The 22517-nt window shown below is 71.3% G+C and carries 22 protein-coding genes and 1 pseudogene; 11 read left to right on the forward strand and 12 right to left on the reverse strand.

What is annotated here, in order from left to right; genetic code table 11:
- Positions 1-488 precede the first annotated feature (488 nt).
- Positions 489-1250, forward strand: a complete 762-nt coding sequence (locus ACTVAJ_RS16920; protein WP_470389186.1) for a phosphatase PAP2 family protein — start codon at positions 489-491, stop codon at positions 1248-1250.
- A gap of 77 nt (positions 1251-1327) precedes the next feature.
- Here ACTVAJ_RS16920 and ACTVAJ_RS16925 read toward each other — a convergent pair whose 3' ends face one another.
- Complete coding sequence (locus ACTVAJ_RS16925) at positions 1328-2506, reverse strand: FAD-dependent monooxygenase (RefSeq protein WP_470389126.1); 1179 nt, start codon at positions 2504-2506, stop codon at positions 1328-1330.
- Positions 2507-2595: 89 nt separating this feature from the next.
- On the opposite strand from ACTVAJ_RS16925, the gene ACTVAJ_RS16930 reads away from it, so the two are divergent.
- Entirely contained in the window at positions 2596-3192 is a 597-nt protein-coding gene (locus tag ACTVAJ_RS16930; RefSeq protein ID WP_470389127.1) for a TetR/AcrR family transcriptional regulator, read from the forward strand.
- 118 nt (positions 3193-3310) lie between these two features.
- On the forward strand, positions 3311-5311 hold the full coding sequence (locus ACTVAJ_RS16935; protein ID WP_470389128.1) for a heavy metal translocating P-type ATPase: 2001 nt from the start codon (positions 3311-3313) through the stop codon (positions 5309-5311).
- Positions 5312-5325: 14 nt separating this feature from the next.
- Here the strand turns inward: ACTVAJ_RS16935 and ACTVAJ_RS16940 are convergent, their stop codons facing one another.
- Positions 5326-5466, reverse strand: coding sequence for a hypothetical protein (locus tag ACTVAJ_RS16940; RefSeq protein ID WP_470389129.1), 141 nt, complete (start codon positions 5464-5466; stop codon positions 5326-5328).
- A gap of 14 nt (positions 5467-5480) precedes the next feature.
- Between ACTVAJ_RS16940 and ACTVAJ_RS16945 the strand changes: the two genes are divergently transcribed.
- Positions 5481-5738, forward strand: coding sequence for a Scr1 family TA system antitoxin-like transcriptional regulator (locus ACTVAJ_RS16945; protein ID WP_470389130.1), 258 nt, complete (start codon positions 5481-5483; stop codon positions 5736-5738).
- 14 nt (positions 5739-5752) lie between these two features.
- The gene (locus ACTVAJ_RS16950) at positions 5753-5947 is read left to right on the forward strand and encodes a DUF397 domain-containing protein (protein ID WP_470389131.1); all 195 of its coding nucleotides are present in this window, start codon (positions 5753-5755) and stop codon (positions 5945-5947) included.
- Positions 5948-5995: 48 nt separating this feature from the next.
- On the opposite strand, the gene ACTVAJ_RS16955 is transcribed toward ACTVAJ_RS16950, so the two are convergent.
- Entirely contained in the window at positions 5996-6658 is a 663-nt protein-coding gene (locus tag ACTVAJ_RS16955) for a class I SAM-dependent methyltransferase (RefSeq protein ID WP_470389132.1), read from the reverse strand.
- Between the two features lie 142 nt (positions 6659-6800).
- A complete protein-coding gene (locus ACTVAJ_RS16960) occupies positions 6801-7247 on the reverse strand; it encodes a glycine-rich domain-containing protein (protein WP_470389133.1) in 447 nt (148 codons plus the stop codon).
- A 183-nt stretch (positions 7248-7430) separates the two neighbouring features.
- Between ACTVAJ_RS16960 and ACTVAJ_RS16965 the strand changes: the two genes are divergently transcribed.
- The gene (locus ACTVAJ_RS16965) at positions 7431-8741 is read left to right on the forward strand and encodes a helix-turn-helix domain-containing protein (protein WP_470389134.1); all 1311 of its coding nucleotides are present in this window, start codon (positions 7431-7433) and stop codon (positions 8739-8741) included.
- Positions 8742-9062: 321 nt separating this feature from the next.
- Here ACTVAJ_RS16965 and ACTVAJ_RS16970 read toward each other — a convergent pair.
- Positions 9063-9347 (reverse strand): annotated as a pseudogene (locus ACTVAJ_RS16970) (transposase); the annotation flags it as partial.
- Positions 9348-9663: 316 nt separating this feature from the next.
- Between ACTVAJ_RS16970 and ACTVAJ_RS16975 the strand changes: the two are divergent.
- The 5 genes from ACTVAJ_RS16975 to ACTVAJ_RS16995 all read left to right on the forward strand — a co-directional run bounded on the left by ACTVAJ_RS16975 (position 9664) and on the right by ACTVAJ_RS16995 (position 15501).
- Positions 9664-9930 carry a hypothetical protein gene (locus ACTVAJ_RS16975; RefSeq protein WP_470389135.1) on the forward strand — a complete coding sequence of 89 codons (267 nt, stop codon included), beginning with the start codon at positions 9664-9666 and terminating at the stop codon, positions 9928-9930.
- A 108-nt stretch (positions 9931-10038) separates the two neighbouring features.
- Positions 10039-11085: a zeta toxin family protein gene (locus ACTVAJ_RS16980; RefSeq protein ID WP_470389187.1), complete on the forward strand. Its 1047-nt coding sequence runs from the start codon at positions 10039-10041 to the stop codon at positions 11083-11085.
- 375 nt (positions 11086-11460) lie between these two features.
- Entirely contained in the window at positions 11461-13269 is a 1809-nt protein-coding gene (locus tag ACTVAJ_RS16985; protein ID WP_470389136.1) for an alkyl/aryl-sulfatase, read from the forward strand.
- 148 nt (positions 13270-13417) lie between these two features.
- Positions 13418-13882 (forward strand): hypothetical protein, encoded by a 465-nt coding sequence (locus ACTVAJ_RS16990; protein ID WP_470389137.1) that lies wholly within the window; start codon positions 13418-13420, stop codon positions 13880-13882.
- Between the two features lie 77 nt (positions 13883-13959).
- Positions 13960-15501, forward strand: coding sequence for a multicopper oxidase family protein (locus ACTVAJ_RS16995; protein ID WP_470389188.1), 1542 nt, complete (start codon positions 13960-13962; stop codon positions 15499-15501).
- Positions 15502-15621: 120 nt separating this feature from the next.
- Here ACTVAJ_RS16995 and ACTVAJ_RS17000 read toward each other — a convergent pair whose 3' ends face one another.
- From ACTVAJ_RS17000 to ACTVAJ_RS17030, 7 genes are all read right to left on the reverse strand, one after another.
- The gene (locus tag ACTVAJ_RS17000; protein WP_470389138.1) at positions 15622-16419 is read right to left on the reverse strand and encodes a polyphosphate polymerase domain-containing protein; all 798 of its coding nucleotides are present in this window, start codon (positions 16417-16419) and stop codon (positions 15622-15624) included.
- A complete protein-coding gene (locus tag ACTVAJ_RS17005; protein ID WP_470389139.1) occupies positions 16416-17030 on the reverse strand; it encodes a DUF4956 domain-containing protein in 615 nt (204 codons plus the stop codon). The genes ACTVAJ_RS17000 and ACTVAJ_RS17005 overlap by 4 nt, the downstream gene beginning before the upstream one ends.
- A gap of 91 nt (positions 17031-17121) precedes the next feature.
- Complete coding sequence (locus tag ACTVAJ_RS17010; protein WP_470389140.1) at positions 17122-17781, reverse strand: response regulator transcription factor; 660 nt, start codon at positions 17779-17781, stop codon at positions 17122-17124.
- On the reverse strand, positions 17778-19310 hold the full coding sequence (locus ACTVAJ_RS17015; RefSeq protein WP_470389141.1) for a sensor histidine kinase: 1533 nt from the start codon (positions 19308-19310) through the stop codon (positions 17778-17780). The genes ACTVAJ_RS17010 and ACTVAJ_RS17015 overlap by 4 nt, the downstream gene beginning before the upstream one ends.
- Complete coding sequence (locus ACTVAJ_RS17020; protein ID WP_470389142.1) at positions 19300-19623, reverse strand: hypothetical protein; 324 nt, start codon at positions 19621-19623, stop codon at positions 19300-19302. Before ACTVAJ_RS17020 ends, ACTVAJ_RS17015 begins: the two co-directional genes overlap by 11 nt.
- A 136-nt stretch (positions 19624-19759) precedes the next feature.
- On the reverse strand, positions 19760-21217 hold the full coding sequence (locus tag ACTVAJ_RS17025) for an MFS transporter (RefSeq protein WP_470389143.1): 1458 nt from the start codon (positions 21215-21217) through the stop codon (positions 19760-19762).
- 41 nt (positions 21218-21258) lie between these two features.
- Complete coding sequence (locus tag ACTVAJ_RS17030; RefSeq protein WP_470389144.1) at positions 21259-22455, reverse strand: M20 metallopeptidase family protein; 1197 nt, start codon at positions 22453-22455, stop codon at positions 21259-21261.
- Between the last annotated feature and the right edge of the window lie 62 nt (positions 22456-22517).

Below are 22517 nucleotides of genomic sequence, written 5' to 3' on the forward strand. Positions count from 1 at the left end.
TGGAAGTGTCCAGGTAGGCTCGTCTGTCGGCAACATGCACACACGTCCCGGGCGGGGAGCGCCCCGCGCCTGGGCAAAGGAACCGATGATAGCGCCTTGACCTGCGCTGATGACCATGTTCGAGAGGCGTAGCGCAACCACAGGCGCCACAGTCGTCCAGTTTGTTCCTTGGACGCCGGACCTGCCCGAGACCGGACACGACACCGTGAACCGGTTCCAAGGTTCGGCCGTCGAACGGGGTGGCGGGGTATGCCCCGTCCTGAGCGACGAGCCCCGAGTCGGCCCTGAGGACGTCAGGATCAGTACCAGCAACCGCGGCTAGCCCGTCCCCCGCGCTCGTGGAGCGCCAAGGCGAGCCCCCGAGAGACAGCACTGAGCACATGACGCACTCTTCGCGGACCCGGCACGCACGGTCCATCCACGTGACCAAAGCACATGACAGGCAGCAGCGGTCCCCCGCACCGGGGCCGTACAGCGGCCCCATACCGGTGGTGCGCACCTCGGGCACCGCCCCGGGGGTGCCGGTCGTGCGCGCGGTCACCTGGCCGAGTGTGAGCGAGATCGCGTGGGGGCTGGCCTCGGACCGGATCGCGATCATGCTCGCGGTGGCGCTCATCGTGATGACGATGCTGGCCGCGGGGCCGATGCACCCGGTCGACGTCTTCCTCAACGAGTTGCCGCGCCCCTACTGGGACTTACTGCGCGAACCGCTCATCTACTGGCCCGACACCGTCGCCTCGCGTGCGGTCGCGCTTCCGGTGCTCGCCGTGACCGCGATCCAGCTCGCGTACTGGCACCGCAGTTGGCGGCCGATCGTGCTGGGCGCGGTCGGGGTCGTGGGCATGATGTCCCTGGTGTCGGTGATGAAGCTGGGGTTCAACCGGGGCCACGCCAAGGACTTCGACCCGGACTTCTTCCAGGGGATGGGCAACGTGGCCTTCCCCTCCGGGCACGGGGCCAACGCCATCCTCATCTACGGGCTGGTGCTGTTCCTCATCATCCGGTTCGCGGCGGCACGGCCACACGTCATCCGGCGGCTGGCCTACTGCATCGTCGGTATCGCCCTGTTGCAGTCGACCGTCTCCGTCTACCTGCACTTCCACTGGTTCACGGACCTGCTGGCGGGGATGGTCGCGGGTGGTTTCGCGCTCCGGGTGACCATCCGGCTGGACCGGATGTTCCCGCACGGCCGCACGGTCGAGTGGTGGCCCTGGTACGGGAGGAAGGCGCCGATCGAGACCGGTGCGTGAGCGCCCCGCCTCCCGCGGATCGTGGACGGCGCCCGTCGGAGAGGGTCCGACGGGCGCCGTCTGCCGTGTGCGGGGTGTCAGCCCCCGGATCGCGCGGGGCGGGCTCCGTCGGCCGGGGGCCGCCAACCGAAGGTCTCCTCCAGGGGGCCGAAGAACAGGCGGGGCAGGAACCGGCTGGTGAGGGCGATCCCGTTGTCGCGCAGCGTCCGGGACACCGGGTCGCCGATCATCGACATCCGGCCGACGGCGGCGGAACGGCGGACCATGCCCGAGGCGCGGGGGAGGCGGGCGGAGGTGTAGGCGGTCAGGTCGTCGGGGACGGCGGTACCCCCGCCGACCGCGTGGGCCAGGACGACGGCGTCCTCGATCGCCTGACAGGCGCCCTGGCCCAGGTTCGGGGTCATGGCGTGCGCGGCGTCGCCGAGCAGGGCGACCCGGCCCCGGTGGTAGGCGGGTGGCGGGGTGGCCAGGTGCCGGACGTCGTTGCGCAGCACCGCTCCGGGGGCCGCCCGGTGGAGGACGGCCGGGATCGGGTCGTGCCAGTGGCTGAAGCGCCGGAGGAGTTCGGCGCGCTCGTCGGCAACGTGCGTGTCCGGCAGCGCCCGGCTCATCGCGTACAGGTACACGCGGCCGTCGGCGAGCGGCATCACTCCGACCGCTCCGCCCGGTCCCCACGACTCGGCGGACACCGAGACGCCGGTGCCCTCGGTGATCAGGCGCCAGGTGGTGGTGCCGGAGTAGACGGCGCCGGGGTGGGCGGGAAAGAGCGTCGCGCGGGTGGCCGACCGGATGCCGTCGGCGGCCACGACCAGGTCGGCCGTCCACTCGCGGCCGTCGTCGGAGGTGAGGCGGGCCGGGCGGTCGGGCCCGCCCGTGTCGGTGAGTGCGGCGTGGGTGCGCGTGTGGACCACCGGGGCGCCGTCCCCCCGGGACAGCAGGTCCAGCAGCTCCGCACGGGACACCACCGCGATGGTGTCGCCGAAGCGTTCGCGCACCTCGTCGACGTTGGTCGGCATGAGCCACCGGCCGCGCCAGGTGCGGATACCCCCCGATCCGATCGCCGCCCGGCCCCGCACGGCGTCGCCGAGGCCGATGCTGTCCAGAGCGCGCAGGGCGTTGGGGGCGACCGCCAGGCCCGCGCCGACGGGCGCGAGATCGTTCCTCTCCAGGACCTCGACGTCCCACCCCCGTGCCAGCAGTGCGCGTGCGGCGGTCAGGCCGCCGATGCCGCCCCCGATGACCACGGCTCTTCTCATGGCGCTTCCCTTCGTCTCGCCCGTCCTCTACACCTGTAGAGCCATTACTCTACAGGTGTAGAGACGACGGAGGAAAGGGGGAGCGGCGCGTGCCGAACCCGACCGAGCGCGTGGAGTTGATCGCCGCCACCGCGCTGGAGCTGATCGCCGACCGGGGGCTGCGCGGGCTCACGCACCGGGCCGTGGACGAGGCCGCGGGGTTGCCGCCGGGGTCGACCTCGTACCACGCGCGCACCCGGCTGCGGTTGATCGAGACCGCGCTGACCTGGTTGGTCGACCAGGAGGAGAGGGACACGGTCCCGCTCCTGCGGTTGGCGGAGGTGGACCGGGAGGCGACGGCGCGGATGGCCGCCTGGTTCCTGCGGACGGCCGTCACACGGGACCGGAAGCGGGCACTGGCCCGCTACGAGCTGGCGCTGGAGGCGGCGCGCAACCCGGAGCTGCGGGAGGTCTACGACCGGTTGGGCCAGCGGTTCCGCGGCATGCTCGACGAGCTGATGAGCGCCCTCGGGTCCCCCGCTCCGCGACGGCACACCCGCGCCTTCCTCGGCTGGATCGAGGGGGTGCTGTTCGACTCGCTGGTCGGGGTGGGAGCGGCGTCGCCGCTGGAGGAGGAGGAACTGCGGACGATGGCGCTGGGGGTGCTCAACGGCCTGTTGGACGCCGACCCGGCCGACGCGGGGTAGCCGGGCTCCACGACGGCGGCCCCGGCGAACGCGGGTGGTCGGAGTGTCCGACGGCTGCCCCGGCGTGGGAGCCCGGCCCGACCGGCCCCGGTCCGTAGGTTGGCCCGGGGAGGTCGACATGTCCGCAGGTGAACACGGGTCGGGGCACGGGGGGCACGGGGACCACGCGGCGGTCTTCCGGGTCCGCTTCTGGTGGAGTCTGCTGCTCAGCCTCCCCGTGGTGCTCACCAGCCACATGATCTCCGGCTGGTTCGGCTACCACGTCCCCGACTGGCTCGGCTGGGTCGCGCCGGTGCTGGGCAGCGTCGTCTACCTCTACGGCGGGTGGCCGTTCCTCTCCGGTGTCGTCACCGAGCTCCGCGACCGCAGCCCCGGCATGATGACGCTGGTCGCCACGGCCATCACCGTCGGGTTCGTGTCCAGCCTGCTCGCCATGCTGGGCGTCGTCGGGCGCGGACTCGACTTCTGGTGGGAACTCGTCCTGCTCATCGTGGTCATGCTGCTCGGCCACTGGCTGGAGATGCGGGCGCTCGGGCAGGCGTCCGGAGCGCTGGAGGCCCTGGCCGCGCTCCTGCCCGACACGGCCGAGCGGATCGACGCCGACGGCCGGACGGAGGAGGTGGCCACCGCCGACCTGCGCGAGGGGGACACCGTCCTGGTCCGCTCCGGCGGCCGGGTACCCGCCGACGGGACGGTGGCCGAGGGCACCGCCGCCGTGGACGAGTCCATGATCACCGGGGAGTCCCGCACCGTCACGCGGTCCGAGGGCGACCGGGTGGTCGCCGGGACCGTCGTGACCGACACCTCGGTGCGCGTCCGGATCGACGCCGTCGGTGAGGACACCACCCTGGCCGGGATCCAGCGGCTGGTCGGTGAGGCGCAGTCGTCACGTTCGCGGGCGCAGACGCTCGCCGACCGGGCCGCCGCCCTGCTGTTCTGGTTCGCGCTCGGGGCCGCGGTGGTCACGGCGGTCGTGTGGGTCGGCCTCGGACTGGCCAACGAGGCGGTCGAGCGCACCGTCACCGTGCTCGTCATCGCCTGCCCGCACGCCCTGGGCCTGGCCATCCCACTGGTCATCGCGATCTCCACCACCATGTCGGCGCGCAGCGGGATCCTGGTCAAGGATCGTCTGGCCCTGGAACGCACCCGGTTGGTGGACACCGTCCTGTTCGACAAGACCGGCACGCTCACCAGCGGGACGCACGCGGTGCAGGATGTCGCGGCCGTGGCGGGGGAGTCCGCCCAGCGGGTGCTCTCCCTGGCGGCGGCGACCGAGTCCGACTCCGAGCACCCGCTGGCACGGGCGATCGTCCGTGCCGCCGAGGAGGAGGGGGACGTCCCCTCCGCGACCGACTTCCGCTCCCTCACCGGACGCGGGGTCCGGGCCGAGGTCGGGGGGAGCACCGTCCACGTCGGCGGACCGTCCCTGTTGGAGGAGCTGGAGCTGACCGTCCCCGACGCGCTGGCGGAACGCACCCGGCCGTGGCGGGAGCGGGGGGACTCCGTGCTGCACGTGGTCGCCGACGGCCGGGTCGTCGGCGCGGTCGCGCTGGCCGACGAGGTGCGCCCGGAGTCGGAGGAGGCGGTGCGGGAGCTCCGCGCGGCCGGGGTGCGGGTGGCGATGGTGACGGGTGACGCCCAGAACGTGGCCGACGCGGTCGCCGGACGGCTCGGGCTCGACGAGGTGTTCGCGCAGGTCCTGCCCGACCAGAAGGACGCCGTGGTGCGCGACCTCCAGGACCGGGGGCACCGGGTGGCGATGGTCGGCGACGGGGTCAACGACGCTCCCGCGCTGGCCAGGGCGGACGTGGGGATCGCGATCGGCGCCGGCACCGACGTGGCGATCGAGTCCGCCGGGGTCGTCCTGGCCTCGGACGATCCGCGCGGGGTGCTGTCGGTCCGGCGGCTGTCGGAGGCCGGGTACCGCAAGATGCTGGAGAACCTGGTGTGGGCGGCCGGGTACAACGTCGTGGCCGTGCCGCTGGCCGCCGGGGTGCTGGCGCCGATCGGGTTCGTGCTGGCGCCCGCCGTCGGCGCCGTGCTGATGAGCCTGTCCACGATCATCGTGGCGCTCAACGCCCAACTCCTGCGGCGGGTGGACCTGCGCCCGGCGGACTGACCGGGGGTCTTGCGTCAGTCGCCCCACTCGACGTTCTCGAAGGGGCCCGGAACCGGCTCGCCCCGGGCGCGGAGCCCCTCCTCCCAGGCGATCCGCAGCGCCACCCAGCGGCCCTGGACCTGGACCGCGCGCTCCTCTACGGGCAGAACAGGCACGTCACCTGATCGCCATGCGACGCCCAGGGATCGACATCCGCATCGTCCCTGACCTGGCAGGGCCGCATGCCGCGATGAGCGGAGCGTTCGTGCTGATGACGTTTCCCCACGATCCGCCAGTCGTGTACCTGGAACAGTCGCAGAGTGGCATGTTCCTGGAGGACGAGCCCGAGTTGGTGCACTACGAGGCGCTGTTCTCCGCCGTCCAGGAGGTCGCACTGACCGGCGACACGTCAGCGGCATTCTTGGAGCGGATGGTGCACACCGACTAGAAGCAGAGAAGCCGATGCCTGAGCGTTCCCACCTGACCTATCGCAAGTCCAGCTACAGCACCGGCCGTGGCCAGGACTGCGTCGAGGTCGCTGACCTCCCTGGTGGAGGGGCCTCGATCCGTGACAACAAGCACCGGGACCTGGGCGCCCTGGAGCTTTCGCGCGCCGAGTGGGCAGCGCTGCTCACCGGTCTGCGCATCGACCAGTAGTCAGATCAAAACGGAGGGCCCCAGAAATGAACCGGGGCCCTCCGTCACCTAACGCGACGCGGTCCCGATCAACGTACCCACGTGCTCCGGCTCCGGCGCGGGCTCGACCCACACCCGCACGTTCGTGAACCCGTGTTCGACCAGGATGTCCTCCCACACGTGCGGTTCGTAGGCCCACCGGTACACCCACACCTGCCGCCCGAGGAACCCCTGGCCGTACATACCCTGCACGCCGTAGGAGCCGGGGACCGCAGGGGCGTGGGAGAACACCAAACGCCCACCTTTCTCCAGTCGCTCACGCACCAACGGAAGCAGTGCCTCCGGGTCGGTGAACCAGAGCCCTCCCCAGATCGAGTAAATAGCTTCCCATCGGCATTCGGTGTGGGTGAGCATCTCGACGACGTCGCCCTGGTGGAACTTGGCCGCGGACAGGTGACCCCACTGGCTCCGGGCCTGCTCGACCTGGACAGGGGACAGGTCCACTCCCGCGGCCTGGATGCCCTTGGTAGCGAGCGCGGCGACGGCGTTGCCTCGACCGAATCCGAGCTCCAACGTGGTGGCGGGATCGCCGAGCAGTTCCTCGCCGGGCCCGTGGTCGTCGTACTGGGTCCACCCGAACGCGGACTTGAGCGCGTCCTCCGAGGTCTGGGGCTTCATCCCAGCCCCGTACCGGTCCCAGTATCCGACGAGGTCGGTGGTGGTCGTGGCCATGTGAGGGTCCTCTGTGACAGGAGGTCAGGACCCGTCTCACGGTAGTCGTGTCACGCCCGGTGCGGCAGGGGAACAGTGCAAGCACAAGAGGCCGGAGCCTGCGAGACTCCGGCCTCTGCCCGGTTCCGGCCACCTCAGGGCATCAGTGACAGTCGCTCCCCGGGGCGCACGGGCTGCACTTGGCGGCGTCCCGGTCCCACAGTGGCCAGTCCACCGCGAACCCGTTGGCCTCGATGACGCGGGCGGTGCGCTCCACCGTCCCGTCGTACTTGAACGCGATCTCGGGGACGTGCTCCAGGAACCGGCCTTCGAACCACCTCGCGCAGAACTCGCGGTAGTTCACGGTGTCGAGGATGAACCCGTGCACGGCGATGTCCACGAGCGGACCGCACCCGATCTCCAGGCCCTGGCCCCACTTCTCCATCGCGGTGACCAGGTAGGCGACCGCCTGCCCGAAGCACCGGTTGGCCATCACGCTGTCCCAGGGGTGGTCCCGGGTGAGCAGGGCGATCTGCCGGTCCCACACCTCGGGCTCGACGAACTGTCGGGGGTCACGGGTCATGGTCGGGGCCGCGTCCGTTGCCGTCATGCCGTTCTCCTTCCCAACCCCCGGGCGGTGTCCCGGGGGTTGTTTCCAGGAGACGCCCGCACACGTGAGCGCATCAATGCCGTCATGGGTGAGCGAACATTGCCTCGCGCGGCAATGGCCCGGACACCTCACCCCGGGTTACCGTGCGGTCCCTGACCCTCGTTCCGACCCTCGGGAGCCGGATTGGTCACCATCAGCCGCCAGATCCGCGCCCAACTCGCCCGCGACGCCTCCCGCATCCGCGCTGACCTCCAACGCCGCGGCGTGCCCGTGGCGGCCATCGCCGCCGAGATCACCCGGCACCTGCCCATCTCGCCTTTGGAGGCGTGGCGTCTCGCCTACGGGTGGTCGCGCCCCCACGTCGTCGAGGCCGTCGGCGAGCTGTACCGCTCCGACGAGCTGGCCGTGCCCGGCCTGACCACCGCCATGCTCTGCCGGTGGGAACACGGCTCCGCGCGCCCCAGCGCGGAGTACGCGCACGCGCTGACGAGGATCTACGGTGTTCCCCTGACGCACCTGGGCTTCGCACTGCCCGGCGGCCCCTCGGGTTGGTACGGTCACCTCACACCGCACCCGCGACAGGAGGGCCCCATGCAGCCCGATGCCTACCCAGACCTCACCGCGGTCGCCGACAGCATCGCCTTGAACGGCCCCGGCGCCGGTGCGGTGGATCTCGCCGAGCGCGCCGTGGAGTTCTACGCCGCCCGCTACAGCGACTACCCGCCGCGGGTGCTCGCCGCAGAGGTCGCCCGCTGCCGCTCCCTGCTCATCGATGGCAGCGCCACCTCCACGGACGTGCGCCGCGTCGTCGGCTGGCTGTCCGGCCTCCTGGGCAGCCTCGCCCACCACACCGGCGACGTTCCCGCCTCACTCATCCACTTCGGCACCGCGGCCAGGGTGGGAGAAGACCTCGGCGAACGCCGACTGGCCGGGTGGGCGCTCGGCGCCCAGTCCATGGTGACCATGGCCCAGGACCGCCACACCGAGGCCCTGGAACTCGCGGACCAGGCCGCGGAGTTCGCCGACGACGAACTCCGGCGCGCCCAGATCACCGCCTGGTGCCGACTGCGTCCGCTGGCGGCCCTCGGCGACCGACCTCGGCTCGACGAAGCCATCACCCAGGCCCGGCGGCACATGGACGCCGCCGACCGCGAGGAGCCGGGACGGTTCGGGTTCGACCGGGCCGAGTTCCACCAGCACCTGGCCGAGTCCCTCGTCGGCCACGATCCGGCGGAGGCCGAGCGGCACGCCGAGACTTCGATCCGGTTGAAGCGGGTGGGCTCTCCGGGGTGGGCGGCGGCCACGGCGATCCTCGCCCGTGCCCACGCGGCCGGACAAGACGCCGAGAGCGCGACCGCCTTGGGGATGTCCGTCCTGGAGACCGTCCCGCCCGGGTCGCTGCGCGCGAACACCCGATCGCGCTTGTTCAGCCTCGTGGCGGATCTCGGCGGACACCCCAGCGCCACCGCGCTGACGGACGCCCTCAGAGGTTAGGCACCGGTACCGGCGCGCACCTGTGCGTCACGCACGAACCCGGTGGGCGTTTCGGAACCCGCTCCGGTCAGGTGCGGCGACTTCACGTGCCCGCATCCGAGTGGTCGGCGTTGCTCAGCGCCCTCCACTCCTCACACCAGGGCTGAATCCCCGTACCGTTCCCGACCGGGTCTTGCCGTCCTCTTGGGTGTCGGCTGAGGAGGCCGTGGGCCGCCCCGAACCAGCATGGGGAGGGGCCGGGCCCGTGCCCGCGGGCCCGGACGGTGCCGAGGGTGTCGACCAGCAGGTCGACGCTTGATACCGCGGACCTTCTTGGCGCCGTCATAGCCGTGCAGGCCCCCGCCATCGGTCGTCCTCGGGCTCTGGGAGTCGATGGCGCCCGCGCTGGGTTGTGGGTGGCGTCCGATCCTTTTTACGTTCGCGTTCACGCAGCTGGAGGATCTGCTCCCAGCGGCCCCCAACGCGCCACTGCCGCCAATAGTGGTAGACCGGCTGCCAGGGCGGGAAGTCGTGGGGCAGCAGCCGCCAGGCGCACCCGGCCCGCACCCAGTAGGTCAGGGCGTTGACGATCTCGTGCCGCTCGTGCAGGGCGGGGCGCCCGTCGGACTTGGGCGGGGACGAGAGGGGCGATCAGCTCCCACTCGGTATCCGACAGGTTCGTGGATAGGCGGGTCGACCGGCCATGACAGCCTTCCCAGATCGGATGACTCACCTCCAGTCCGCGCCGTCCTGGCCGTTTTCAGACACCCTCTAGAACCGCAGTTCACAGCGCAGATCGAGAAACTCCAAACGCCCCGGGAAGGTTCACCATTCGGGCCGGGATCACGGAGGAGCGGGTTCTGTGCAGTACGCCCTAGCAATCGATCTCTGCCAAGGATACACTAGGCACGCTTTTCATCAAGCTTCAAAGAAGGAGAATTTCATGACCAATTATTCTGACAGGATGCTGGATCCCGCAACCCCCATCAGCATCGTCGCTGACGTACTGAACGAAACGGCCACGCGACTCAGTGGAAAATACATCCATCTGTCCGAAACCGCCCCCTCGGCAGAAGAAAGTGAAGCTTTCCTCGAGAAAGCCTTCGGAGTCAGGGAAAAACAAAAAAACTTTAGCTATGACAGTCGCAAGGAGATGGTCGCTCAGATTCGCGAACTTGAGGGTGAGCTCAAGAAATTGAAAGGTATTTGAGTGGAAAATGAATACCGCTACACCCTTGAAAAAGAAGAACTGGAACATAGGTTCAAAAAATATGTAACGAGGCACGTTTTCTCTGGCCATGAGCCAGCGAAATAAAGGATCGTTCTTGCGCTTGTCGGAGCTCAGCCGGCAGCGGGAAAAACGAAGGCCGCAAGTTCGCTGACTCGTCGGTATCCGAACGTAATTAATCTCATCGGAGATGAGCTGAGGCAGTACCACCCTGACTTTGACCGAGTCATGGAAGAGAACCCTGGGGTCATGCCCGAAGTCACGGCGCAGGCATCGGGTCGGTGGATCGGCATGAGCCTGGACTGCGCCAGGAAAAAAGGGTACAGCATCCTCCTTGAGGGCACCTTTCGGAACACCGAGATGGTGGTAAACAATGCCAAGAGTTTCGCAAACAGAGAAGGTGCGGGCTACACGGTTGAAGTTTCTGCGCTGGCGGTCAACGGTAAGCGCAGTCGACTAGACTCTGTTGGGCGCTACCTGTACTCTGGCGAGGGGCGATGGACCTCCTTGCAATCCCATGACGAAGCGTATGATAATGTCCCAAAAACTGTCGAGGCCCTTGAGGGGTCGGCGGACATTTCCCGCATTGTTGTCACGGATAGGTCGGGTGTTGATCTATATGTGAACGAACGCGGGGTCGACGGAAGATGGATTCGCACCCCCGAAGCGGCAAATTTTCTGAAAGAGCACCGTGGCCTCCCGTTCGCACAGCAAGAGGCGCGGGAATGGATTTCTGATTACTGGAGCCACGCGGGCGAGATTATACGTCGCGGTGAGTTGAACGGGCACACGGCCCCGACAATGCTGGCATTGTACGCCGACGCTGACCAGATCGCGCCGGTGGCGTATGAGGGACAGGCCAAGCAGCTCTCCCAACACACCTGGTGCCAGAAGCTACAAAAGCAGGTGTTCATGGCGGGTCGGCGAGGTGTGGACAACACCAAACTACCATCGAGTCCACAGGAGTACTTCTCCGCCACTCCAGAAGAACGCAGGAACTATCTGGAAGCGATGAAAGACACCAAGACCGCGCAAAGCCCCCAGCAGAAGCTGGCTCCCCCGAAGACCAGGAAGTCACCCCCCGACGGTGGTCGACCGAACCGGGGTTTGCAGAAGGACCCTGACCTTGAACGGTAGTGGTGTGGAGGGTGTCTGAAAGGGGTCAGGACAGTGGCCTGGAGGTGAGTCATCTGATCTGGGAAGGCTGTCATGGCCGACCGACCCACCTTGGCATGTACTGGGTTCGGTGGAGGCGAGTTTCTTGATTCTCAGGCCACGATGCTCGGTTTCTTGTTCTCGAACTCTACGGGTGTCAGCCAGCAGATCGCCGAGTGGTCGGCGTTGCTCAGCGCCCTCCACTCCTCATACCAGGGCTGAATCCCCGTACCGTTCCCGACCGGGTCTTGCCGTCCTCTTGGGTGTCGGCTGAGGAGGCCGTGGGCCGCCCCGAACCAGCATGGGGAGGGGCCGGGCCCGTGTCCGCGGTCCCGGACGACCTGTGAAGGGGAGAACGTGACCGAGCTCAGATTCGAGGACCGAAGCGACTTCGAGGACGCCGACCGCGGGTTCGTGGCCGCCCTCGCCCCCGGCGTCGTCCGCGACGACGAGGGCGCCGTGGTCTGGGACAACGACGCCTTCGCCTTCCTCGACGGGGAGTGTGCCGACACCGTCGACCCGAGCCTGTGGCGGCAGAGCCAGCTCTGCGCGCGCCAGGGGCTGTACGAGGTCACCGACGGCGTCTACCAGGTCCGGGGCCTGGACCTGTCGAACATGACGCTCGTCGAGGGCGACCGCGGGGTCGTCGTGGTCGACCCGCTGGTGTCGCGGGAGACGGCCGCGGCCGCCCTGGGCCTGTACCGCGAGCACCGGGGCGAGCGACCGGTCACCGGCGTCATCTACACGCACTCCCACATCGACCACTTCGGCGGCGTCCTCGGCGTGATCGACCCCGACCGGGACGACGTACCGATCCTCGCCCCGGAGGGCTTCACCGCGCACGCCGTGCAGGAGAACGTCTACGCGGGACCGGCCATGCTGCGGCGCGGCATGTACTACTCCGGAGCGTTCCTGGACGTCGGTGCCCGGGGGATGGTCGGCATGGGCCTGGGGCAGGGCGCCTCCCACGGCGAACCGGCCCTGGTCCCGCCGACGGTGGACGTCACCCGCACCGGTCAGGAGGAGACCGTCGACGGGGTGCGCCTGGTGTTCCAGCTGACCCCGGGCACCGAGGCGCCCTCGGAGATGAACTTCCTGCTGCCCGACCGCCGCGCCCTGTGCATGGCAGAGAACGCCACCCACACCATGCACAACATCCTCACCCTGCGCGGGGCCGTGGTCCGCGACGCCCGGGTGTGGTCGCGCTACCTCAACGAGGCGATCCAGCTCTTCGCCGACGACACCGACGTCCTGTTCGCCTCCCACCACTGGCCCACGTGGGGCCGGGACCGGGCCGTGGAGTACCTGACGCGGCAGCGCGACGTGTACTGCTACCTGCACGACCAGACGCTGCGCCTGCTCAACCGGGGCCTGACCGGAGCCGAGATCGCCGAGGAGCTGACGCTGCCGCCCGACCTGGACCGGGTCTGGAGCACCCGCGGCTACTACGGCTCGCTCTCCCACAACGTCAAGGCGGTCTACCAGCGCTACCTGGGCTGGTACGACGGGCACCCCGCATCGCTGTGGGAGCACCCTCCGCAGGAGACCGCCAAGCGGTACGTGGACACGATCGGCGGGGTCGACGCCGTGCTGGACAAGGCGCGCGGTTACGCCGACGACGGCGACGACCGCTTCGCCGCCCAGCTCCTCCGGCACGCGGTGTTCGCCGACCCCGGGCACGAGGGTGCCCGGGAGCTCCTGGCGTCCGTCTTCGAGCGGCTCGGCTTCGGTGCGCAGAACGCCACCTGGCGCAACTGCTACCTGATGGGCGCCCTGGAGCTGCGCCGGGGCGTGACACCGACGGCGCTCGCCTTCGCCGGCATGACGGCCGCGCTCACCGTCACCCAGGTCTTCGACCTCATCGGCATCCGCGTCGACGGGCCCAAGGCGGCCCGGAACCCGCTCACCGTCGACTGGGAGTTCACCGACCTCGGGGAGCGCTACCGCACCCAGCTGTCCAACGGGGCGTTCGTGCACTGGAGGACCGACGGCGCGGACGACGGGAACGCCGACCTGACCCTCCGCCTCACCAGGAGGAAGCTGCTGGGCCTGATCTCCGGTGAGGAGCTGGGCGACGTCGACCACACCGGCGACCTCGGCACGCTCCGGCGGCTCGTGGACGTGCTCGACGCCCCCGACCCGAACTTCGCGATCGTCACGCCCTGAGGAATCCCCCGTACGGGACACCGTCCCGGTCGGACACGGGACGGTGTTCCCTCCCATTCCCCGACCCGGCACCGCGCCCATACCCCTCGGTGGTATGTTCGCGGGAAAGCGGGCCGACAGTGCCCGGCCACCGGGGGGAGGGGACACCGTGCGCGCGACGATGCGCTGGGCGTTCGCCCTGCTCGCGGCGGTCGTGGTGGTGTTGGTCCTGGCCCGCCACGGGGCCGGCGAGTGGGACCCGCCCGGCCCGGACGGTACCGGTGCGCCGGTCGCGCACGCGGTTCCGGCCGTCCCCGCGGTACCGGTCGGGCCCGTGGCGCCCGCCGTCGTCCACGACGATCCGCTGCACGGCGGCACGGCCCTGGTCCCGGTGGTCGCGGCGCAGGCGGCCCCCGCCCACGTGGACACGTTTTTCGCGGGCCCGGCCGACTGCTCGGCCGACGCGCCCGCCTGCTGGACCGTGCACCCCGACCCCGACCTGCCCGCGCCCGCACCGGTACCCGACGCCGTGCTGCCTCCGCCGCCCACCCGCGCGGTCCCCCGCGCCGACCGGTGGTCGGCCGCACTGCCCCGCGCCCCCGATCTCGCCGAGCTCTCGGTTCTGCGGATCTAGCAGCCGCCTGCCCCCCAGGCGTTCTCCGGATCCGTCAACCGAAAGGTCGTTCCACCATGTCCGCATCCGCCTTCCGCGTGCCCGGAATCAGCCGCCGCGCCTTCGTCGGAGGGGGTACCGCCCTCGGCGGCGCCGTCCTCCTCGGCGCCTGTTCGGGCGGGGGCGGGGATTCCCGCGCCTCGCTCATCACCCCGGACGACGCCCGCGTCGGCGCCGTCGAGGACGGGCGCTCCGCCACCGGGCGCGAGCACCGGGTCACCCTCACCGCCGCCCCCACCACCCTCGACCTCGCGGGCGCGACCGTCGCCACCTGGGCCTACGGCACGTCCGTGCCCGGGGAAGAACTGCGGGTCAGCGCGGGTGACACCGTGGTCGCCGAGCTCGTCAACGACCTGCCCGACCCCACCAGCGTGCACTGGCACGGCCCGGCCCTGCGCAACGACATGGACGGCGTCCCCGGCCTGACCCAGGACGCCGTCGCCCCCGGGGAGCGGTTCACCTACCGTTTCGTCGCCGCCAACCCCGGCACCCACTGGTTCCACCCGCACGTCGGCACCCAGCTCGACCGGGGGCTGTACGTGCCGTTCGTCGTCGAGGACCCCGACGAACCCCTCTCCTACGACGAGGAGTGGGTGATCGTCCTCGACGACTGGCTCGACGGTGTCGACGGCACCCCGGACGACGTCCTGGACGAGCTGCTCCAGGGCATGGGCGGCGGCATGGACGGGGGTTCGGGCCACGGCGGCCACGGTTCGGGCGACGGGGACGGCCCGATGCGCATGGGGCGCACGCTGATGGGTGCCACCAGCGATTACCTGGGCGGGGACGCCGGGGACGTCTACTACCCGGAGTACCTGGTCAACGGGCGTCCGGCGGGGGACCCGCGCACCTTCGCGGCGGCTCCGGGCGCGCGGGTGCGCGTCCGGTTCGTCAACGCGGGCGGCGACACCGCCTTCCGGGTCGCGCTCGGAGGTCACGCGATGACCGTCACCCACACCGACGGGTACCCGGTCCACCACCGGGAGGCCGACGCGCTGCTGATCGGCATGGGTGAGCGCTTCGACGTGCTCCTCACCCTGGAGGACGGCGCGTTCCCCCTGGTGGCGCTGGCCGAGGGCAAGGGGCGGGCCGCCTTCGCCGTCGTACGCACCGGCGGCGGGTCGGCTCCGGAGCCCGACACGCGCCCCGAGGAGCTGGAGGGGCGTGTCATCGTGGCGACCGACCTCACCGCCGAGGAGGGGGCCCGCCTGCCCGACGCCGCCCCCGACGTCGAGCACCGGATCGAGCTGACCGGCGGGATGGCGGACTTCGACTGGGGACTGAACGGCCGCCGCCACGACCCGGAGGACCCCACCGGGAACGCCTTCCGGGTGGTGGAGGGCCAGCGGGTCCGGCTGACGTTCACCAACGCGACGGACATGTGGCACCCCATGCACCTGCACGGGCACCACTTCCAGGTGGGGGAGGACGGTCCGCGCAAGGACACGGTGATCCTGCTGCCCGGTCAGACGCTGTCGTGCGACTTCGACGCCGACAACCCCGGGCTATGGATGACGCACTGCCACAACGTGTACCACGGGGAGGCCGGGATGATGGGGGTGGTCGGCTACTCCGTGTGACGGGCGCGGCCGTCGCGACGGTCCGGCGGGTGGGGGTTTCACGTGAAACCTCGCTGTGTTCGTTCTGGGCCTGCCGCTTCGCTTCGGCCCGTGTTCGGGCGCCGTGGCGCCGTGGCGCCGTCACCCGGCCTCGGGCCGCTCCGGCGCGCCGGCGGCGGGCTCCAGGCAGGCGCGCATCGCGCGGCGCCACCGGTTCCCCCGCAGCCCCGGTTCGAGGGCGGCCAGCGCCGCCGCGTACTTGCTGAAACCCACCTCGCGCAGGCCGTGCCCGTGCAGCCGACGCTCCGTCGCGGTCAGCCCGCCGCGTGTCTTGACCTCCACGAGCACCACGTCCGGCCGCATCCGTACGGAGCGCCCGCCGCGGTACCCGACCAGGTCGGTGTCCAGTGTCACCCGTTCCGTGCCGGAGTCCGCGACGAGCGTGGTCCTGCGGTAGTCGGTGACGGCGCTCGTCACCAGGTCCGCCGGCGGTTCCAGCCCGTACCCGAGCAGCGTGCCGTCCACGAACGCGCGGTCCCGCTCCGTCAGCCGGTCGGAGGGCCCCGGGTGCTCGGCGCGCCGTTTGTCGGTCCCGCCGCGGGCCCCCTTGAGCTTGACCTCGCACATCCGGGTGCGGGTGTCGACGTAGGTGCGCACCCGCACCTTGTACCGCAGCCTCCGCCGTTGCCGGTGGTCGTGGTAGGTGCCCAGCCCGGGGGTGTCCAGGTAGGCCGACGAGTACAGGAAGGACCCGCGGCCGTCGATGGTCAGCACGCCGTACCGGGACGCCGCCCCCGCGAAGACCGCGTGCACCAGGCGGGTGGGCACGAGGTACTTGCGGCAGGAGCGGGCCACCAGCGCGGCGCGCGCGTCGACCTCCTCCAGTGACACCGGCCGGAGGCCGCCGAGGCCGTCCAGCGCGGGCGGGAGCGGGTTCACCGGCGCCCCGCCCGGGCCGGGGAGGGGAACACGGCCGTCCGTGCGGACGGCCCGGAGGGGGCGCGGTCGGGCCTCGGAGCGCTGAGGCGGACGTCGACCACCATGAGGTCGCGCACGTAGTCGATCTCGGTGACGTCCACCCGGCGGACGCGGCCCCGCAGTCGGGCCTCCAGGTCCTGGCGCAGCGACACCGGGTCCTCGTGCACCACGTCCAGCGTGACGACGCGCCGCTCCTCCCGGGGCAGCAGCCGTGGACTGTCCACCACGAACATGACCGTGAGCAGCAGCGCGTCGATCCCGAGCAGCATCCACGGCGAGTCCGCCGCGACCGCGTTGACCAGGCCGAGCGCGATCGCCGTGAAGTAGTAGCCGATCTCGCCCTGGCTGATCGTGTCGGAGCGCAGGCGCAGGATGGACAGCACGCCGAAGAGCCCGAACCCGACCGCCAGCCCCACCTCGCGCTGGGTCAGCATCGCGACGATCCCGAAGATCCCGGTGTTCAGCGCGACGTAGGCGAGGAGCAGGTCCCGCCGTCCGTGGCGGCGGAAGTAGAGGACGTAGGCCAGAACGGTGATCGCGGCCAGGTCGACCGCCAGAGCGAACCAGATCATGGTGACCACCCTGGCGGCCGACCGTGACGTGACGATGAGCGCCGGATGAGGGAATGTTCATCCGGGGCCCGCCGGTGCCGCCGCCGTCGCGTCACCGGACCAGCCGGTACCCCATGCCCCGTACGGTCACGATCCGCTCCGTGCCCACCTTGCGCCGCAGCGCCCGCACGAACACGTCCACCACGTTGGACCCGGGGTCGTGGTCGTAGCCCCACACGTGCGACAGCATCTGCTGCCGGGACAGCACCTGGTCGGGGTGGCGCATGAGCAGCTCCAGCAGGGCGAACTCCCGTCCGGTGAGGTCCGTCGCGGTACCGTCCACGTCCACCCTGCGCGTACGCAGGTCCAGCGCGAGCCCGCCCGCGCGCAGCACCGTCGTGTCCGCGGGCCGCTCCGAACGCAGCCGCAGGCGCACCCGGGCCAGCAGCTCCTCGAAGCTGAACGGTTTGGTGACGTAGTCGTCGGCGCCGATCTCCAACCCGGTCACCGTGTCGCGGACACCGTCGCGCGCGGTGAGGATGACCACGGGGATGTCCACACCCAGGGACCGCACCCGCCGCAGCACGTCGAACCCGTCCGAGTCCGGCAGCCCCAGGTCGAGGAGCATGAGGTCGAACCCGCCGGTGACCGCGTAGTCGACGGCCTCCGACCCGGTGCCGACGACGGTCGCCGCGAACCCGCTCGCGGACAGGCCCTTGCGGACGAAGGAGGCGATCCGCTCCTCGTCCTCGACGATCAGGACGCGACTCACACGTGCTCCCTTCCTGTGGGGATGACGAGGGTGAAGGTGGCGCCCGCACCGGGCGCGGAGCGCAGGTCCACGCGGCCGTGGTGCGCCTCGGCGATGGCGCGGACGATGGCCAGCCCGAGACCGGCGCCCCGGTCGGCGCGCGCGGTGCCGCCGCGGGCGAACCGCTCGAAGATCCGGCCGTGCTCCTCGGGCGGGACGCCCGGTCCGTGGTCGGTCACCCAGAACAGCGCGTCGGTGCCGCTGGTGGAGGAGCCGACGCGGATGGTGTCGCCCGGTTCGGTGTGCCGGACGGCGTTGGCGGCGAGCTGCACGACCGCCTGGGTGACCCGCTGGGGGTCGAGCGCGGTCACCCCCTCCGCCACGGACTCCAACCGCCAGTCCCGGTCGCCGAGCTGTCGGGCCTTGGCGTCGATGTCGCTGGTCAGCTCGGCCAGCGACACCTCCTCGGTACGGAGGAAGTCGGGCCGCCGGGCCTTGGCGAGCAGCAGCAGCTCCTCCACGATGCGCGCCATCCGGTCGAGTTCGTCGGTGACCAGGCGGACCACCTCGCGCCGCTCCTCGGGGTCGTCGCCCATGAGCTCCAGGTGTCCGCGCACGATGGTGATGGGGGTGCGCAGCTCGTGTCCGGCGTCGTCGAGGAAGCGGCGCTGGTCGAGGAAGGCACCCTCCAGGCGGTCGAGCATGTGGTTGAACTGCTCGGCCAGGGCGCCGATGTCGTCCCGGCCGGACACCTCGATGCGGCGGGTGAGGTCCTCCTCGGTGATCTCCGCCGCGGCCTGGCGGACCAGCCGCACGGGCCTGAGGATGCTTCCGGCCACCCACCAGGCGGCCGTGCTCGCGGCGAGCAGGCCGACCAGGCTGACCAGCGCGACCGTGCGCGTGGTGTCGGCGGTCTCGGCCGCGCCGCGTTCGGTGAAGTACCCGATGACGAACCAGCCCCCGGCCCCGTCCCGCCCGGCCGGGGGGAGGACGCGGATCTTCTCCCACTCCATGGGTCCGGCCGGGGTGTCCAGGGTTCCGCGCGCGTGGGGGGAGTCGAGGACCCGGGCGACCAGTTCGGGGTCGGCCGACACGTCGAAGGGCGGTTCCTGTCCCTGGCGGATCCGACCGGAGTCCGTCGCCACCCAGCCGAAGAGGATCTCGGCCTCGTCGGGGTACTGCCGCTCCAGGTGGACCCGGATGAGGGCGGACACGTCGGTGAAGGGCTCGCCGGTGGTCGGGTCGACACCCACGGCGGCGAACTCGCGGAACTCGGCGGTCTCCTGGGTCAGCGCCCGGTCGACGCCCGCGTCGGCGCTCGCGGTGAGCGCGCTCCACGTGACGGTGGTGACCAGGACCAGGACCGCCGCCATCAGGGTGACCACCCACGCCACGATCAGCAGCCGGGCGGGGACGCGACGGCGTTGGGGGACGTCGGGCAGGGGGCCGCGCAGGACGAGGGTGCGGGAGCAGTCGTCGGAGGCGGGGCCGGCCGGGTGGTCCGGGGGCCCGGCCGAGGGGGACGCGCCGGAGCGTGCGTCAGTCGTCATCGTCGCCCCAGTCGTCCGCCTCGTCGTCTCCGTCGCAGTCGTCATCGTCGTCGCAGGTGTACGGCGGCGGGGGCGGGGTCGACGGCTCCGGGGAGGCGCTGGCCTCGGCCTCGTCGGTGACGGGAGGGGGAGGGGCGACGACGTCGTCGTCGGCGGAGGGGGTGGCGGCGCCCTCCGGGGACTCGCCGACCACGACCTCCTCCGGCGGGCGCGTCTCCGTCCCGGGGGTGGACGACGCCCAGGCGAACACGGCGCCCACGACCAGGACGGCCGCCAGCACCGCGCCCGCCAGCAACAGCAGCGGTGATCTCATATGGCCTGAGCATGCCCGACGCCGGAGAGTGCCCGGATGAAACCAGCATGAGGGAATCTTCATCCCCGGCGGCGGACGCGTGGGACACGCGCGCGCCCCCTCGGAGGAACCCGGGGGGCGCCGCGCCGCGGCCGGGTCAGCCCAGTGCGGCCGGTGCCCGCACGGTCCGCGGTGTGCGCCCCGCCAGGACGGCCGTCGCCAGCGCGACGGCGGCCATGAGGACCCACACCCCCTGGTAGGCGCCCAGGGAGGGCGTGTCCGTTCCGGCGGTGACGAAGCCGGCGAGCACGGCGGCGAAGACCGCGCCGCCCACGCTGCCGCCCAGCGTCTTGACGTTGTTGTACACCGCGGTGGCGCTCCCCGACCGGTCGGCGGGACTGGCCTCCACGATCAGGGTCGGCAGTGCGCCGAGCGCCTGGCCGAAGCCGAGCCCCGTCACCGCGAGACAGGCCAGGAAGGCCGGAAGCGAGCTCCAGAACAGGGTGAAGCCGACGCAACCGGCGGCCATCAGGGCGAAGGACAGGACAACCGCGCGGCGGTAGCCGATCCGGGTCGCCAGGGGCGCGACGGTACTCGCACCCGCGAACGCCGTCACACTCGGCAGCGTGACGCACAGGCCGATGTGCAGGACGCTCAACCCGAACCCGTATCCGGCGGTCCCGGGCGAGGTGGCCAGGTACACGACCAGGACGCTCTGCCCGCCGAGCAGGAGCAGACCGAGGGTGAACCCCGCCGCGTACTGCGGTGCGACGACGGGGGCGGCCACCGCGCGGACGTCCACCAGCGGGTCGTCGGAGCGCAGCTCCACCCGGACCCACCAGACGACGAGCACCGCCGCCAGGGCGAAGCCGCCCCAGACCATCGGCGATCCCCAGCCCCAGCTCTCGGCCTGGGAGATCGTGCCCAGCAGCGTGACCAGCGCCAGCCCGACCAGGGCGCCGCCGGTCCAGTCCATCCGACCGCGGGCGCGGGTGCGGGCCTCCGGGATCCCCGCGTGGGACAGCGCCAGGCAGCCCACCGCGACGGCGGCCAGCAGGCCCAGGGTGATCCGCACGTCGCCGACCACGGTCTGGACGACTCCGACCAGGAGGCTGCCGAGCATCCCGCCGAGGGTGAGCGACCCCACGAGCAGTCCGATGGCGCGGCGGCTCCGTTCGGGTTCCAGCCGGTCGCGGACCAGACCGATCTCCAGGGGCAGCAGTGCCGCGAGCGGTCCCAGCAGCGCCCGGCCGACCAGCAGGACCGCGAGGTTGGGCGCGAGCGCCACGACGACCGAGCCGGTCGCGACGCACAGCAGGGACACCCGGAGCATGCGCCGGTACCCGTACAGGTCGCCGAGCCGGCCGAACACCGGGACGCTCACCGCGGCCGTCAGGTACTGCACGGCGACGATCCAGTGCAGGTGGGTGCTGGAGACGTCCAGTTCCTCCTGGAGGGAGGGCAGGAGGGGAGCGATGGAGCCCTGGAGGATCCCGCTGGTCAACTCGAAGAAGACCAGGAGCCCCACCACGGCGACCACGCCCCGCGCCGCCGGGGGCGCGGGCGGCGGGGACGGGTCCGGGGAGCGGTCGGTCCGTGCTTCGTGCTCACTCACGGTTGGCACCCTTCGTCGGTGTCGGGGGATGTGGGACGGACTCAGGCGGTCCGGGTGAGGCGGCGCACGGCCAGTTCGGCGAGCAGGGCGGCCTGGGCGGGCAGGACGGAGTCGTCGTAGCGCGCGTCGGGGGAGTGGTTGCCGGGGGCGGTGGCCGGGTCGGCGTCCGGCGGGGTGGCGCCGACCATGAGCATCACGCCGGGCACCTCGCGCAGGACGAAGGAGAAGTCCTCCGAACCGGAGGCCGGGACCGGGGACACGAAACCGTGCGCCTCGCCGAACAGGTCGTGGACGGTCTCCAGGGCGAACGCGGCCTCCGCGTCGTCGTTGACCGTCGGCGGGTACTGGACCTCGTACTCGACGTCGGCCGCCAGGCCGTGGGCCGCGGCGATCCCCCGGACGAGCGCGGGGAGGTTCTCCTGGAGCCGGGCGTGGTTGGCCTCGGAGTAGCAGCGCACGGTGGCCTCGAACTCGGCCCGGTGCGGCAGCACGTTGTTCTGGGTGCCCGCGGCGAGCCGCCCGACGGTGACGACGACCGGGTCGAAGATGTCGTAGGTCCGGGTGACGTGGTTCTGGAGCGCGGTGACCATCTCGCACGCCGCCGGGACCGGGTCCCGGCCCAGGTGCGGAGCGGATCCGTGTCCGCCCTCGCCGCGCACGGCCACCCTCAGCACGTCGGATCCGCTCATCGCCACGCCCGGCTTGGTGGCGACCACGCCCGCCGGGAGCAGGGAGGAGGCCACGTGGACCGCGTAGGCGGCGTCGAGGGGCCTGCCCGCGGCCTTGAGCACGCCCTCCTCGATCATGCGCGGCGCGCCCCCGTACCCCTCCTCACCCGGCTGGAACATGAACACGACGTCGCCGTGCAGCTCCTCGCGGACCTGGCACAGCAGCCTGGCGGCCCCGACCAGCCCGGCCACGTGCAGGTCGTGGCCGCAGCCGTGCATCCGGCCGTCGACGGCCGAGGCGTAGGGGACGTCCGCCGTCTCCTGGACGGGGAGGGCGTCCATGTCGCCGCGCAGCAGGACGGCGCCGCCGGGACGGCCGCCCCGGAGCACGGCCGTGACCGAGCTGAGGGACGTCCCGGTGGTGACCTCCAGCGGGAGGCCCTCCAGGGCGTCCAGGATCCTGCGCTGGGTTGTGGGCAGGTGCAGCCCGAGTTCGGGCTCGCGGTGCAGCGCCCGGCGCAGTTCCACCAGTTCCTCACGCAGGCCCTCGGCCCGTGCGGTCATCGACATGACGACGTCCCCCTCGCGGATCGTGTGATCGTTGCCGCCACACTGGAGGAAGAGGTACAAAG

This window comes from Nocardiopsis sp. KDC1DS13DA1, from assembly GCF_055632325.1.